The following is a 13,800-nucleotide window of genomic DNA, read 5'->3' as shown; positions in this document are numbered from 1 at the left end:
TTCGGCCCTAGTGAGCGAACGGAAGCGGAGGCATTCTGGGTCCATGAACCCACAAGCCCGGTCGAACCGGATCGTCGTCGGCGTCGATGGCTCGGAATACTCGTCCAACACTCTGCAGATGGCCGGTCGAATAGCATCGGCGCTGGAAGGCGCGCTGGACGTGGTCACTTGTATTGGCATGTCCGACTACTTCCTCGCTTCCCGCTTCGAGCCCGAGCTGACTCGATTCACAACGGAGCTGGAAGACACTGCCATGCGGCTGGTGGACGAGGCGTTGGAACGAGCCTTTGGTGCAGACCGCCCGGAAGACCTGCAAGTCACGGTCAAGTTCGGCGAACCAGCCAAGGTCCTCGTCGAGGAAAGCCGCGGGGCACAACTACTCGTGGTGGGGCGGCGGGGCTCCGGTAGATTCCTTAATCAGCCCATAGGATCCGTCAGCCGGGCTTGCGCAGCCCACGCGCAGTGCCCTGTCCTGGTGGTCACTCAGGACGAAAAGGGCTAGCTCCGCCCCTGCGCTTGGACGGCGGTGATGGCGACAGTGTTGATGATGTCTTCGATCGTGGACCCCCTGGACAGGTCGTTGATGGGTTTGCGAAGCCCCTGAAGAACAGGCCCGACGGCGACAGCACCGGAAGACTGCTCCACGGCCTTATAGGTGTTGTTGCCTGTGTTCAGGTCAGGGAAGATGAAGACGGTTGCTTTTCCCGCGACAGCAGAAGATGGCAACTTTGAACTGGCGATGGCCGCGTCCACAGCGGCGTCGTACTGAATGGGCCCGTCCACAGCAAGGTCCGGCCGGGCAACCGTCACCATGTCCGTGGCACGCCTGACCTTATCCACCGCCGTTCCGGCGCCGGATACGCCAGTTGAATACGACAACATCGCCACCCTTGGCTCGACGCCGAACTGCGCCGCCGTCGCGGCCGATGCGAGCGCGATGTCCGCCAGTTGCCGGTCCGTGGGATCGGGCACCACGGCGCAATCCCCGTACACCAGCACGCGGTCCGGGAAAAGCATGAAGAACACCGAGGACACCAGTCCATTGCCATGCTGGCTCTTCATGAACTCCAGGGCAGGACGGATCGTGTTGGCCGTGGTGTGCGCCGCGCCGGAGACCATTCCGTCGGCCTCCCCCAAGTGGACCATCATGGTGCCAAAGTAGGCACCATCCAGCATGACTTCCTTTGCTCGTTCCAGGATCATGCCCTTGTGGGCGCGTAATCGCTGATATTCCATCGCGAACCGCTCATGTAATGGCGATTGGGTGGGGTCGATGATGGTGATGCCTCCCACCTCGATACCTTCGGCATCGGCCAGCTCCCGGACCGCCGACGGGTCCCCGAGAAGCGTTACTTTGCATACGTCCCGGCGACGGAGAATCTCCGCTGCACGCAACACCCGGCTATCTGTGCCCTCAGCCAGAACGATGCGCTTTTTCTGCTGGCGGGCGCGTTCCACGAGGTCGTTGAGGAAGCGCTGCGGAGTCATGGTGGCCGGACGAGGGAGTGCCAGGCGTTCCAGTAGCTCTGTTTCGTCGATGGAGCGGGCCCAGATGCCCAACGCCGCGGCCACCCTGCGGCTTTCTCCGGCGTGGATCTCGCTGCGGACGTGCGAGACCCGTTGAGCCGTAGTGTAGGTATCCGCTGTTTCAGCGAAGACAGGAAATGGCGCATGTGCCACCAAAGGCAACACGTAGCTGGCAGGGACCAGGCCATCAGTAAGGATGACTCCGGAGGGTGTGGGCAGCTCAGGTGACAAGGCCGCGGCCATGCAAGCCATGACGATGTCAGCGCGATCCCCGGGAACAATCACCAGGTTTCCTGGCTCGAGTAGCCGCAGGAAGTTCTCTACGTTCATCGCCGCCACTTTCATGCTGCCCACGTCCCGGTCCAGCTCTGCGCTGCCCGAGAGCCGTTTGAGCGACAGTGACATGGCCACATCGGCCACGGTGGGTGCCGAGATTTCAGCAACCTCGGGAATCACATAGCTTGGAAGGCTTCCGGTGACTGTCCGAACGGCGCGCCGGGCTGAGTCAATATCTGCTGGCTGGGCACGGTTGACCACGACGGACAATACTGTGCTTTTGGCTGCGGCGAGCTGCCGTGACGCGTCTACTACAGCCTGTGTGATTTCCCTAAGACCCAAGGTTTGGGCCCCGATGACGGCTAGGACCGGCAGGCTGAGATTGTTGGCAAGTTGAGCGTTCAGGTCAAACTCCCTCCCGGCGTCCGGTCCCCTCAGGTCCGAACCATCCACCACAACCACGTCACATTCTTGGGCGATGCGCCCGAACTCCTCGAGTGCCCGGGAAACAATCTCGTCCTCGCGGCCCGCCGCCAGTGCTGCCCGGGCATCGGCTAGAGTCATTCCGCCCCTGCAACGGGATGACTCCATCTTGTACAGCCGCTGAAGCATCCGGAGCAGCGGGTCGTCGTCCGGATCTGTTCCGTTCACGATTGGCCGGTAGAAACCGAAGCGTCCTGTTCTGCGGTGCAGCGCGTCAGCCAGGCCCAGGACCACCAGTGACTTCCCGGCTTCCGGTGCAACGGACATGACATAAACGCCTTGGACCATGGTGTAACCCTCCGGGCAGATCATCCGATGCTTCACAGGTTCCACCCCGTAGGCGCACAACACCAGAGTCGAAGGTCATGATGGCTGCTTTCGCCCTTGGGACCTTGGACTCTGTTGGTGGCGGGGAGCGAGCCATAGGCTCGGGAACATCTAAACCGACGGCGACGTGGCGATTCGCCAACTACCACCATCCCACGCAGGAGACATAGACCATGGAAACCGATGAACGTCCCGGAACCGTCCTATCCGAAGCCGACTCATGGAAGGTCTTGGAACGTAACCAGCATGGTCGTTTGGCTGTCAGCGTTCTGGGCGAGCCGGACATCTACCCACTGAATTTCATCGCCCACAACCAGCGGCTGCTTCTGAGGACAAATCCGGGGACGAAGCTCGCTGAGCTGACCGTCAACGAGAAGGTTGCTTTCGAAGTGGAGGAGATCGTCGACGCCGAAGCCTGGAGTGTGGTCCTTAAGGGAACTGCCAGGGTGATCGAGTCACAATCGGAGATCGACGAAGCGGACAAGCTGCCTTTGAAGCCGTGGATTCCGACGCGCAAATACACCTACGTAGAGATCACTCCTACCCGGGTCCACGGCCGCCACTTTGAACTCGGTAATGAGCCGGAACGGTATTGATGGCGTGGACGGCCGTAGATCCCACTGACGCTGCAGACCGTCCGGGGCTCAAGGCCCTGAGGGCATTGAGAATGGTGGCAAGATCCACCAGCTCCTGCAGCAGCGCCCCGGCGACGGCTGGAATCATGCCAAACGAGGCCATCACCATCAGGCCGAGACTAAGAAGAATCCCGGTCCAAATGCTGGTCCGGGCGATGCGAAGAGTACGCTGCCCGATGCCAACAGCGACGGCGGCTTTGGACAGGTCGTCGACCATAATCACCACGTCCGCTGACTCGCTGGCAGCGGTGGCGCCTTTGGCACCCATGGCGATGCCGACGTCGGCCGCCGCCAGCACAGGGGCGTCATTAACGCCGTCGCCCACCATCATCACGGGCCTGAGTGGAAGTGCGGAGACGGCGGCAACTTTGTCAGCAGGCAGGCATTCGGCCATGACGTTGCTGATGCCCGCCTCCGCCGCGATGTGCCGGGCTGTCGTTGCAGTGTCTCCGGTCAGGAGCATTGTCTCCGAGACCCCGAGCCTCCGAAGTTCCGTGAGTGTGTCCTCCGCATTTGGGCGAAGTGGATCGCTCATGATCAGAGTGCCGGCGAACCTGCCATCCACACCCACGTAAATCCCGAGATGGCCTCCGGGCATCGCCTCCTTCTCGAAACCGCTCACCAGGGAACCGACGTAAGCAGGCTTTCCGACCACTATGTGGTGGCTACCGCAGTCGGCAGTGACACCGTTGGTTGCGTGTTCACTGGCGCTCGTTGCCGTTATAAGTACCAGGCTGCGCGCTCGGGCTGCTGACATGACTGAAGCAGCCAGGACGTGAGTGGAATACTGCTCGGCGGAGGCGGCGAACTGCAGCAGGGCGTCTTCGGACAGATTTGAGGCTGGAGCCACCCGGATTCCGGCCAAGGAGGGGTTGCCTTGGGTGAGGGTCCCGGTCTTGTCGAAGACGGCGGTCTTGACTCTACTGAGTTGCTCAAGCGTCCCCGTGTTTTTGATGATGATGCCGGCATGTGCGGCCCTGCTGGTCCCGGCGAGGAACGCGACAGGTGCTGCTATCAGCAAAGGGCACGGGGTGGCTACCACCAGAACCTCAGCGAACCGTCCTGGATCCTGGCTGAAGAACCACGCAGCGCCGGCCAGCACCAAGGCGACCAGAGTGAACGGCACAGCATATTTGTCGGCAAGCCTTACGGTTGGCGCGCGGCTGGCCGCAGCTTCCTGAACCAAGGCAACTATTTGGCTGTACTGTGACTCCGCTGCGGTGGCCATGGCCTTCATCCGCACGGCATCTGCCCCGTTGACAGTGCCGCTGAGGAGCAAGTCGCCCTTGGTTCGCTCAGCAGGCAGGCTTTCGCCTGTCAGCGCGGACTCGTCAAAGATTCCGACGTCGGACAGCAAGGTTCCATCCACCGGAACCAACTCTGACGGTCTGACCAGCAGCACGTCTCCCGGAACCACAGCATCCACCAGGATATCTTCCACGGGCATGCCGGGCCGTTCCCGGTGCGCGTTCCGTGGGGACCGATCAAGCAGTGCACGGAGCTCCTTGGTGGCGCGGCCTTGGGCATACTGTTCCAGCGCTTCGCCGCCTGTCAGCATCAGCACCACGATCAGGGATGCCAGGTATTCCCCCACCGCAACAGTTGAGCATATGGCCATCACGGCCAGGAGGTCTATGCCCCATCGTCCGTGGAGGAGCCCCTTGATCATGGTGCCTGCCCGGTAGAGGGCAACGCTGAGGGCAAAGATACTCGCCAGCCCTTGGGCTGCTTGTATTAGTCCGATGACTGTCAGGACCGCGACGGTGCCAAGCGCCACCACGGTTGCTGTCACTAATGGAAAGCGCAAGGCCGAGTGCAGCAGACGTTGTGTCATGTCCGCTGGTCAGTCATGAGGGTTTCGGCTGAGAACCACCTTCAGGGCACCTGTTTCCGCCGCTCGCAAGAACGTGTCATAGGCATCCATGATCTGTTCCAGCCCGAAATGATGCGTAGCGAACTTATCCGCCGGGAGCTTGTGTTGGGCTACCAAGCGAAGCAGCATCGGGGTGGTGTTGGTGTTGACCAGTCCCATGCTGATGTTGATGTTTTGAATCCACAGGTCCTGGAGGGGCAGTTGGACGGGTTTTCCGTGGACCCCGATGTTGGCTACGTACCCGCCAGGGCGGACCAAGCGCAGGGCCATGTCAAAAGTCTCCGGTAGTCCGACGGCTTCCATGGCCACGTCCACCCCGGCACCATCAGTCACGGCGAGGACATCCGCAATCCATTCGGGGTTGCTGGGATTGACCGTGTGTGTGGCTCCGAATTCGCGGGACTTGGCGAGACGGCCCTCGTCTGGATCTATGGCCACCACGGTGGCTGCACCGTGGAGTCCGGCTGTTGCCGTGGCCGCCAGGCCAATTGGCCCAGCCCCCACGATGGCCACGACGTCACCCGGGGCCACGTGCCCGGCCTGGACTCCGATTTCGAAGGCCGTGGGCAGTATGTCGGAGAGCATCACGGCTTCGTCGTCGGTCACGCCGTGGGGCAGTTTGTGCAGGGAGTTCTCGGCATAGGGAACCCGCACGGATTCGGCCTGGGTACCGTCGATGAGGTGGCCGAAGATCCAGCCGGTTCCGGCTTGTCCTTCTTCACCGAGGCAGTGCGAAAACAGGCCCTTCCTGCAATTGCCGCAATGCCCACATGACTTGATACAGGAGATGATCACTCTGTCCCCCCGGCGGAGTGAACTAACCGAACTGCCGACATCGGTGACGGTCCCCACCCCTTCGTGCCCGAGGATGCGTCCTGGCTGGACCGCAGGGACGTCTCCTTTGAGGATGTGCAGATCCGTACCGCAAATGGTGGTGGTGTCGATGCGCACAAGTGCGTCGGTGGGGTGCAGGATGACGGGGTCCGGAACGTCGGTCCAGGACTTTTCGCCGGGGCCGCCGTAGACGAGTGCCTTCATTGTGTTGTTCCGTCCTTGTTGTGCTTGGCTGAAACACCGGGCGTGGGTGCTAGTGGAAGTCGTCCAGGCGGGCGTCGTTCAAGGGGGTCCCCCAAAGGTCTGGCCTGGTGGTTGTGAACCGGCGCCCCGTAACGGCATGCGGAGTCAGCCTCAGGTAGCAGTCCTTGGTGCCTGGTTGCCAGGGATCCAGTCCCAGAGCGTCGACGTCGGATCTTTCCTGCCGGTCGAGTATCAGGTGCGTTTGCCCTCGGACAACCACGCTCCACGCCTTTCCGCTGAGAGTCCGGTAGCCATCACTTTCCAAGGCGCAGGGGGTTGTCAGTGTGCTCCAAAACTTGGTGCCCGCCCCGGTTCGGAACACGATGCTGTCACCGTCCAGCACATAGTTCACTGGAAAGATATCGGGATGTCCGTCCACCAGGACGGCCAGGCGGCCAACGTTGGTCTGCGCCAACAGGTCCCAGCATTCGTCCGGGGCAAGACGTTCGACGGCGGCACTTGTCTTTGTTTTCATTCCAAACCCGCCCGGGTGGCGTCGTCGAGCGGACTCCACCACGTCAGCGGCGGGGTCACTTTGAAGCGGCGCCCGGTCAACGAGGTAGGAACGATCCGGACAAAATGATCCTTCCGCCCGGCCTGCCACGGGAAGAGCAGCAGACCGACAGTGTCGAGTACTTCCTGGGTCAGCTTGATGCTCTCTGCTTTTCCCTTGACCACCACGCTCCAGGCGACGCCCGACTGCGGGTCTACTCCGTCAGCTTCCAGCGCTACCGGTGTGGAACTGAGTGCGGCGTGGAGCTTACTCCCCTCGCCGGTGCGGAAGACAAGCGTGCCGTGGTCTGCTTTGTAGTTAATGGGAAAGATGTCGGGATGGTCCTGCGCCCAGACTGCGAGGCGGCCCACCGAGACACTGCGCAGCAGCTCCCAACACTGTTTGTTGTCCAGGATTTCAGCTTCCGGAACCGTGGGTTTGTTCGTCATGGTTTGACCGTAGGTCCAGGGGCGCCCGGACAACAGGGCACAAAGGCCCACATGCACAATGTCCATGGCTGCCGCGCGGGCGCCAGAGTAGTCTGGCAACAGGGCGCCGTTCGGTCCCACAGGAATTCCGGCCTTCTTCGAAAGGAACTGGTGAACGACTCAGAAGCACCTGAGCCCCAGCCCAACGTTGTGCCGCGGATCCGGATTGAGGACCTCCTGAAGGACTTCGTAGGCCGCGCTGGCGAGCTTCTCCAGGCGCAGGAAAGAACGCGGGGTTTGCTCGAAGCGGTTGTGGCAGTGGCAGAAGACCTGAGCCTCGAAGCGGTGCTGGACCGCGTGGTGACCTCGGCATGTCGGCTGCTTCAGGCGCGCTATGGTGCCTTGGGTGTCATCGGGGAGGACAACGCTCTCAGTCATTTCATTACGGTAGGTATAGACGGCGAGCTCGCCCAACGCATCGGCCCACTCCCTACTGGACACGGTGTCCTCGGACTGCTCATCACAGAGCCGGCGCCGCTGCGCCTCCACGACCTCGGCCACCATCCAAAAGCCTACGGATTCCCGCAGCACCACCCTCCGATGAAGTCGTTCCTTGGAGTCCCGGTGCGGGTAAGGGATGTGGTGTTCGGGAATCTCTACCTGACCGAAAAGGAAGGCGGCGGAGATTTTACGCCGGAGGATGAGGACTTGGCCGTGGCGTTGGCCGCGGCGGCCGGCGTGGCAATCGAGAACGCCCGGCTCTATGAGGATGCACGCCGCCGCGCCTCTTGGCTTGAGGCCTGCATGGACGTTACGGGAAAAATGCTCGGCGCCGACCAGCTGGGGAAGGCAGAAGACTCGGCATTGGACCTGATCGCGGCGAGAGCCCTCAGGGAGTCGGGTTCCCATCTGGCCTTGATCCTGGTTCCGTCTCCTCATGAGCCCTATGTAGTGGCGGGCACGGCTGGAGCCCGTGGCGCTGAATTCGCTGGCGCGTCTTTGGCGATGAAAGCCACGGAAGTGCAGGGCGTCGCAAGCACCGGGAAGGCCACTTGCCTTGATGACTCCACGGATCTCCTCGGCCTCGCCATTGAAGGGGCGTCGGCCCGGCTGCTGATCATCGACCTCAGCGCCCAAGGAGCCCATCACGGTCTGTTGGTCCTTGCCCGCGATCCCGGTACAGGCAATTTTTCAAAGACCGATGTGGAGATGGGGGCGGTCTTCGGTTCCCATGTGGCCCTCGCGCTGGCGCTGGAGCGAATTCACCGGCTCCGGGAACAAGTGGTGGTCTTCTCCGACAGGGACAGAATCGCACGGGATCTCCATGACCTGGTCATACAACGGCTGTTTGCAGCTGGCCTGAGCGTCCAAAGCCTCCGGCGTTTCACAACTGGCGAGGCTGCCTTGAGCAGGATCGACTCAGTGACCGAAGAGCTGGACACAAGTATCCGCGATCTCCGCAACACCATCTATTCGCTGCAAGCCAGTACCCGTGAGCGGGAGTCGTTGAGCGGCCGCATCCTCCAGTCGATCCAGGCCGGCGCCAAGTCACTACCGTACGCGCCACATCTGACGCTGGCTGGTGCCGTTGACTCGGTAGATGACGAAGCCATCATTAAACACCTGTTGGCTGTCGTATCTGAAGGCCTCAGCAATGCCGTGCGCCACTCAGGAGCTCAATCCATCAACGTTTCAGTATCAGTGGCAGAAGGACGGCTGACCTTGGAAATGGTGGATGACGGATGTGGGTTTGTCGATCCTGCCCCGGGAAACGGTCTGGCCAACATAGCTCTGCGTGCAAAGGAGATGAACGGCACCAGTACCATCACCAGTGCGCCTGGAAACGGGACATCGATGACATGGTCCGTGCCGCTGAGCTGATCCTTTAGCGCAGGGAACCGGCATCCTCTTCAGGTGCTTGCGCCATGTACACCGCCGCCTGGGTTCTGCGCTCAAACCCGAGTTTGGCCAGCAAGGATGAGACGTAGTTCTTGACCGTTTTCTCTGCCAGAAGCATTTCCTCGCCGATCTGGCGATTGGTCATGCCTTGACCAACATACTCAAGGACACGGCGCTCTTGCGGCGTGAGGGAAGCTGTCCTGGGATCCTGCCTCTTCGGCGCCGTGAGGCCCTGGACGATTCTCGTCTTGACGGCTTCGTCGAACAACGACTCGCCGTGGGCAGCTTTGCGTAAGGCGCCCAGCAGGTCTGTGCCCCCGATTTCCTTCAGGACGTAGCCTGCAGCCCCGGCAAGAACAGCGGCGCGGAGGGCTTGTTCGTCGTCGTAACTAGTCAAGATCAGGCAATTAAGTCCAGGGTCCACGGAGCGAACGTCCCGGCACACCTCGATTCCGGTGCCGTCGGGCAACCGTGCGTCCAGGACAGCGACATCGGGACGCAATGCCGGAATCCGGCGCGTCGCTTCTTCCGCCGAACCAGACATGCCGACAACCACGAAACCTTCGCCTTCCAAGAGTTCCTGGAGGCCTCTGCGAACCAACTCATGGTCGTCGAGGATGAAAACGCGGATTGGCTCTCCGGGGGAAACGCCGGTGGCTTGACCGGCTGTTTCTGGGCGATCCATGATTCTCCTGTCCGGCGGCCGATGGCCGCAATATCGAGAGCTTTGTGTAGGCAGCTCTGCCAAATTCTTGCCGACTGCCTGCCCTGCCCACAAGGGCCCAAGGACCCTGCCGACGCGTGTGACTTTAGGCCCTGTTGGGAACGCGCCTTTTTACCGACGCTGGAAGAACGGGAGACCCGAAACCGCTCGCAGAAGGTGGGCGGCCCCGGCATCGAACAAAATGAAGGAGAATCGATCCCCATGAAGAAATGGACGCGTTGGCAGGACTATACCGTGATCGCTGCCGGCGCATATGCAGCGTTGTCTGTCCTGTGGACCACACAAACCGGGTCGTCGACGGCAATCATGGTCACGTTGGGCCTCTTGCTGGTCATTGGAGGAGCGGTGAACCTGGCGATGCCTGGAATGCCCGCCGCTGAGTGGACCCAGGCAATCGTGGCAGTAGCCCTTCTCCTGGCTCCTTGGGTGGGTGGCTTCACCTCCGCGACCGGCGCAGCATGGAGTGCTTGGATCCCGGGGGCTGTGGCCTTGGTGGTGACAGCTCTGGCGATCAAGCCAAGCACTGAGGAATACCGGCATCACCATGTGGCGTCTACCCAATAATCACCAAACCACTGATTGGCGCCGCGTCACCGCGTGGCGCCAATGGCTTTATTGCAGCGATCAGCCCTCAACGGCCCGGCCGTGGTTCACCCGGTGGAGCCGAACCCTCCCTTAAGGATGGAGCATCGTCATGGCCAGCAAAAACCCCGCAACGCTGCGCTTTCTTGGCGCCACGGACACCGTAACCGGCTCCCGCTACCTTGTGGATTTCCACGGAACACGAATCCTGGTCGACTGCGGGCTGTTCCAAGGCTACAAACGGCTGCGCCTTCGGAACAGGCAGCCTTTTCCTGTGGCCCCCGCATCCATCGACGCTGTCCTGCTGACGCATGCCCACTTGGATCACACAGGGTACGTTCCCAGGCTCGTGAGTGATGGTTTCAGAGGTCCCGTCCATGCCACACACGGGACCACCGAACTGTGCAAACTCCTGCTGCCAGACAGCGGACACCTGCAGGAAGAAGAGGCCAGGTACGCCGACCACCGTGGATCGTCCATCCACACTCCTGCCTTGCCCCTGTATACGGCGGCGGATGCAGTGAAGTCGCTCAATAGTTTCCGCCCCGTTGAGTTCGACGAGGCATTGGACCTCGGCAGTGACGTCGAGGCCACTTTCGTGCCGGCCGGTCACATCCTGGGAGCGGCGCAGCTACATATCCGGGTGGGCGGCAACTCCATTCATTTCACCGGCGACCTGGGCCGCGACGATGACCCGCTCATGTATCCTCCCCGGGAGCTTGAGGCCGTCGACGTGTTGGTAACGGAATCCACCTACGGCAACAGGACCCACCCAGCAGGTAGCTCTGAGGTGGAACTCGGCGAGGTGGTTTCCCGAGCGGCGAAGCGCAGCGGAGTCATACTGATCGCGGCATTTGCCGTTGGCCGGGCGGAGACACTCATGCTTCAGTTGGCGCGGCTTCGCCGAAAAGGCCTCATTCCGGATATTCCCGTGTATCTCAACAGCCCCATGGCCATCGATGCTTCCTATATGTATCAGCAGCATCCGGACGAACACCGCCTTCACCCGGATGAATTCAAGGACATGTACCGGGTGGCCACTATGACCCGATCAGCGGACGACTCCAAGCTCCTTAACCTCCGGGGTGGTCCCATGATCATCATCTCAGCCAGCGGAATGCTGACCGGAGGTCGAATATTGCATCACATCGAGGCGTACGGCAATGACCCCAACAACGCGATTGTCCTGAGCGGATACCAGGCCGCCGGCACCAGGGGTGCAGCGCTGGCGGCGGGATCGCGTGAACTGAGGATCTATGGACAAGACATCAAGATCAGGGCCGAGGTGGTCCAGCTGGAAGGATTCAGCGCACATGCCGACTCGGACGCCATCATCCGATGGATGCATTCAGCCCCCCAAGCACCACGAATGACGTACGTCACCCATGGAGAGCCGGATGCATCTGACGCGCTTCGCCTCCGCATCAAGCACGAATTGGGTTGGAAGGCCCGCGTCCCGGAATACCAAGAGACCATCTCCATCGCCACCCCGGAATAAGGACTTCCGGCCCTAACCGGCACTAAGAACCCGGTACAAACTGGCAACAAGGCCCCGGCCGACGTCCGGGGAACCCATCAACGTAGAACGGGCCCAGCCATGAATGAAGCAATTGTCGTCGGTGTCAATGATTCCCCCAGTAGCGAGGCCGCCATGGGGTGGGCAATGCATCGAGCAGCCGTTTTGAAGTTGCCGGTACAGCTCGTGCATGCTGTCGATGACCGCTGGGCCTATGACGCCGTCGGCTACAACGAGTGGATCCGCGAATCCGGCGTCAACTTCCTGGCAGCCGCCAAGGAGCGGGCTGCCAAGTTGGAACCCACCGTCACCATCACCACTGACCTGGTCTCGGGCGGGGCCGGTTACGCTTTGGGCAAACGCTCCAAGAAGGCCTCAATGGTGGTCATTGGTTCCGGCCATGGCTGGGTGGGCGGTTCGCTGACGGACCGGGCACTTCAGGTAGCCGCCATCGCACGCTGTCCGGTTGCGGTAATCGGTGAGCACGACATGACGAGTCGACGCGGCATTGTGGTGGGCGTTGATGGCTCGGAGGAATCGACACAGGCTGTCGCGTTTGCCGCGGCAGAGGCCGACCGCCAAGGCCAGGAGTTGACCGTACTGCATGCCTTCCGCACACCCGAACCATGGGTGACCCGCGGGGTTCCCAGTGGCAATTACTTCGAGATCGTCACGGAGGAGGCGCGGGTCGTCTTGGCCGAGACTGTCGCCGGCCTGGCGGACAAGTATCCGGATTTGGTAGTTCACCAGGTCCTGGACACCCACACACGGCCCGCCGAAGCACTGCTCGCGGCCGGTGCCACTGCACAATTGCTGGTGGTCGGAAGCCGCGGCCGGGGCAGCTTTAAACGCCTCCTGTTGGGTTCGACGGCGCACGCGGTTCTCACCAAATTGCCCTGCCCCACGATCATTACCAGGATCAGCGCAGTCAAGCACTCCGACTGAAAGCAACGAATGCTGGTCATGAAAAGTGTGGGCTTCACCGGTTCTCCGGTGAAGCCCACACTTTCCGATGCCAGCTAGGCGAGATGAACGTGCTTGCCTGTCATGATGGTGGGTTGGATACAGATGAAGAGGCCTCGGTCCCCACCGGCCCACGGTTCTACCGTCATATGGCCCCATAGGCGTGTGAGTAACTCCCGGTCAACCACATGGGATGAGGACCCGCTAACCAGCACCGACCACCCTTCGCTCCGATCAGCCCTGGCATCGTCGATCTGGAAAGACGTCTGCATTCGGGCCGCCGGCCCACCTATCAAACCTCCGAGCGAGGTTCGGAAGTAGATGGCATGATCATGAACCACATAGTTGACGGGCAAAATCATCACTCTGCCGTGATGGACGAAACCTATTCGCCCTGTGTCGTGTCCACGCAGCCTCTCCCAGCATTGCACCTCATTGAGTTCTTCGCTGACGTGCCGGGCACCGTCTATGCGAACAGGTTCTTGGCCGGGCGCCGTCATCTCATGCTTCCTTTTCGGGAGTGTGCACCACAAGAACCGGACAATGGGCGTGGGCGACACAGGCGGAACTGACCGATCCCATCAGTAGGCCGCCGAATCCGCCATGGCCGCGCCTGCCCACGACCACCATCTCCGCTCCGCGGCTTGCTTTGATCAGTCCTTGCCGGGGATGGCCCTGTTCCAGATGCGAAGTGACGTTGTCCGGCACGTCAATGCCGAATGCCTTTTCGACTGACACCTTCAGGACTTGCCCGGCAGCCTCCTCAAATCCCGTGATCCCCACGGCCACATAGCCCTCATAGACCGGCGGAAAATCCCAATACGCAATCGCCTCCACTGTTGCCCCCAAGGCGACTGCCAAACGTTGGGCTTCGCGGAGCGCCTCGATGGACGGCTCCGAACCATCCACCCCTACAACAATCTTCCCTGGTGATCCGTCAATGCCCATCTTTGTCCTCCTGGCGCTTGTGACTTTCCTTTCTGTCAGAATGCCGTGA

14 protein-coding genes are annotated in these 13,800 nt (G+C 61.3%); 6 read left to right on the top strand and 8 right to left on the bottom strand.

From position 1 onward, the window contains the following. Positions 1-43: 43 nt before the first annotated feature. Positions 44-502: a universal stress protein gene (locus ABIE35_RS18910; protein ID WP_354517315.1), complete on the top strand. Its 459-nt coding sequence runs from the start codon at positions 44-46 to the stop codon at positions 500-502. Here ABIE35_RS18910 and pta read toward each other — a convergent pair. After that, positions 499-2,574: a phosphate acetyltransferase gene (gene pta, locus ABIE35_RS18905; protein WP_354517384.1), complete on the bottom strand. Its 2,076-nt coding sequence runs from the start codon at positions 2,572-2,574 to the stop codon at positions 499-501. The genes ABIE35_RS18910 and pta overlap by 4 nt on opposite strands. 212 nt (positions 2,575-2,786) lie before the next feature. Between pta and ABIE35_RS18900 the strand changes: the two genes are divergently transcribed. Then, positions 2,787-3,209, top strand: coding sequence for a pyridoxamine 5'-phosphate oxidase family protein (locus tag ABIE35_RS18900; RefSeq protein WP_354517313.1), 423 nt, complete (start codon positions 2,787-2,789; stop codon positions 3,207-3,209). Here the strand turns inward: ABIE35_RS18900 and ABIE35_RS18895 are convergent. The 4 genes from ABIE35_RS18895 to ABIE35_RS18880 are packed head-to-tail and all read right to left on the bottom strand — an operon-like array spanning position 3,154 to position 7,140. Continuing rightward, complete coding sequence (locus ABIE35_RS18895; protein WP_354517311.1) at positions 3,154-5,082, bottom strand: heavy metal translocating P-type ATPase; 1,929 nt, start codon at positions 5,080-5,082, stop codon at positions 3,154-3,156. The genes ABIE35_RS18900 and ABIE35_RS18895 overlap by 56 nt on opposite strands. A gap of 9 nt (positions 5,083-5,091) precedes the next feature. Next, a complete protein-coding gene (locus ABIE35_RS18890) occupies positions 5,092-6,159 on the bottom strand; it encodes a zinc-dependent alcohol dehydrogenase family protein (RefSeq protein WP_354517309.1) in 1,068 nt (355 codons plus the stop codon). A 49-nt stretch (positions 6,160-6,208) separates the two neighbouring features. Beyond that, on the bottom strand, positions 6,209-6,673 hold the full coding sequence (locus ABIE35_RS18885; RefSeq protein ID WP_354517307.1) for a pyridoxamine 5'-phosphate oxidase family protein: 465 nt from the start codon (positions 6,671-6,673) through the stop codon (positions 6,209-6,211). Next, complete coding sequence (locus ABIE35_RS18880) at positions 6,670-7,140, bottom strand: pyridoxamine 5'-phosphate oxidase family protein (protein WP_354517305.1); 471 nt, start codon at positions 7,138-7,140, stop codon at positions 6,670-6,672. The genes ABIE35_RS18885 and ABIE35_RS18880 overlap by 4 nt, the downstream gene beginning before the upstream one ends. Positions 7,141-7,290: 150 nt before the next feature. Here ABIE35_RS18880 and ABIE35_RS18875 point away from each other — a divergent pair, with 150 nt between their 5' ends. Beyond that, positions 7,291-9,000 (top strand): GAF domain-containing sensor histidine kinase, encoded by a 1,710-nt coding sequence (locus tag ABIE35_RS18875; RefSeq protein WP_354517303.1) that lies wholly within the window; start codon positions 7,291-7,293, stop codon positions 8,998-9,000. A 4-nt stretch (positions 9,001-9,004) separates the two neighbouring features. Here ABIE35_RS18875 and ABIE35_RS18870 read toward each other — a convergent pair whose 3' ends face one another. Next, positions 9,005-9,703: a response regulator gene (locus ABIE35_RS18870; protein WP_354517301.1), complete on the bottom strand. Its 699-nt coding sequence runs from the start codon at positions 9,701-9,703 to the stop codon at positions 9,005-9,007. A gap of 240 nt (positions 9,704-9,943) precedes the next feature. Here ABIE35_RS18870 and ABIE35_RS18865 point away from each other — a divergent pair, with 240 nt between their 5' ends. The 3 genes from ABIE35_RS18865 to ABIE35_RS18855 all read left to right on the top strand — a co-directional run bounded on the left by ABIE35_RS18865 (position 9,944) and on the right by ABIE35_RS18855 (position 12,785). Beyond that, a complete protein-coding gene (locus tag ABIE35_RS18865; protein WP_354517299.1) occupies positions 9,944-10,306 on the top strand; it encodes an SPW repeat protein in 363 nt (120 codons plus the stop codon). A 130-nt stretch (positions 10,307-10,436) separates the two neighbouring features. Further along, positions 10,437-11,822 (top strand): MBL fold metallo-hydrolase RNA specificity domain-containing protein, encoded by a 1,386-nt coding sequence (locus tag ABIE35_RS18860; RefSeq protein ID WP_354517297.1) that lies wholly within the window; start codon positions 10,437-10,439, stop codon positions 11,820-11,822. Between the two features lie 99 nt (positions 11,823-11,921). Next, positions 11,922-12,785: a universal stress protein gene (locus ABIE35_RS18855; RefSeq protein ID WP_354517295.1), complete on the top strand. Its 864-nt coding sequence runs from the start codon at positions 11,922-11,924 to the stop codon at positions 12,783-12,785. Between the two features lie 74 nt (positions 12,786-12,859). Here ABIE35_RS18855 and ABIE35_RS18850 read toward each other — a convergent pair whose 3' ends face one another. After that, positions 12,860-13,303 carry a pyridoxamine 5'-phosphate oxidase family protein gene (locus tag ABIE35_RS18850; RefSeq protein WP_354517293.1) on the bottom strand — a complete coding sequence of 148 codons (444 nt, stop codon included), beginning with the start codon at positions 13,301-13,303 and terminating at the stop codon, positions 12,860-12,862. 1 nt (position 13,304) lies between these two features. Continuing rightward, positions 13,305-13,751, bottom strand: a complete 447-nt coding sequence (locus tag ABIE35_RS18845; protein ID WP_354517292.1) for a universal stress protein — start codon at positions 13,749-13,751, stop codon at positions 13,305-13,307. Positions 13,752-13,800 lie beyond the last annotated feature (49 nt).

Origin of the sequence: Paenarthrobacter sp. 4246 (assembly GCF_040546855.1) — a bacterium.
GTDB lineage: Bacteria > Actinomycetota > Actinomycetes > Actinomycetales > Micrococcaceae > Arthrobacter.
This window is presented reverse-complemented; position numbering and strand designations above follow the sequence as displayed.

Coding starts and splice junctions, on each gene's coding strand:
- ABIE35_RS18855 (WP_354517295.1), top strand. CDS start 11,922: ATGAATGAAGCAATTGTCGTCGGTGTCAATGATTCCCCCAGTAGCGAG.
- ABIE35_RS18860 (WP_354517297.1), top strand. CDS start 10,437: ATGGCCAGCAAAAACCCCGCAACGCTGCGCTTTCTTGGCGCCACGGAC.
- ABIE35_RS18900 (WP_354517313.1), top strand. CDS start 2,787: ATGGAAACCGATGAACGTCCCGGAACCGTCCTATCCGAAGCCGACTCA.
- pta (WP_354517384.1), bottom strand. CDS start 2,574: ATGGTCCAAGGCGTTTATGTCATGTCCGTTGCACCGGAAGCCGGGAAG.
- ABIE35_RS18850 (WP_354517293.1), bottom strand. CDS start 13,303: ATGACGGCGCCCGGCCAAGAACCTGTTCGCATAGACGGTGCCCGGCAC.
- ABIE35_RS18870 (WP_354517301.1), bottom strand. CDS start 9,703: ATGGATCGCCCAGAAACAGCCGGTCAAGCCACCGGCGTTTCCCCCGGA.
- ABIE35_RS18890 (WP_354517309.1), bottom strand. CDS start 6,159: ATGAAGGCACTCGTCTACGGCGGCCCCGGCGAAAAGTCCTGGACCGAC.
- ABIE35_RS18910 (WP_354517315.1), top strand. CDS start 44: ATGAACCCACAAGCCCGGTCGAACCGGATCGTCGTCGGCGTCGATGGC.
- ABIE35_RS18885 (WP_354517307.1), bottom strand. CDS start 6,673: ATGAAAACAAAGACAAGTGCCGCCGTCGAACGTCTTGCCCCGGACGAA.
- ABIE35_RS18845 (WP_354517292.1), bottom strand. CDS start 13,751: ATGGGCATTGACGGATCACCAGGGAAGATTGTTGTAGGGGTGGATGGT.
- ABIE35_RS18865 (WP_354517299.1), top strand. CDS start 9,944: ATGAAGAAATGGACGCGTTGGCAGGACTATACCGTGATCGCTGCCGGC.
- ABIE35_RS18880 (WP_354517305.1), bottom strand. CDS start 7,140: ATGACGAACAAACCCACGGTTCCGGAAGCTGAAATCCTGGACAACAAA.
- ABIE35_RS18895 (WP_354517311.1), bottom strand. CDS start 5,082: ATGACACAACGTCTGCTGCACTCGGCCTTGCGCTTTCCATTAGTGACA.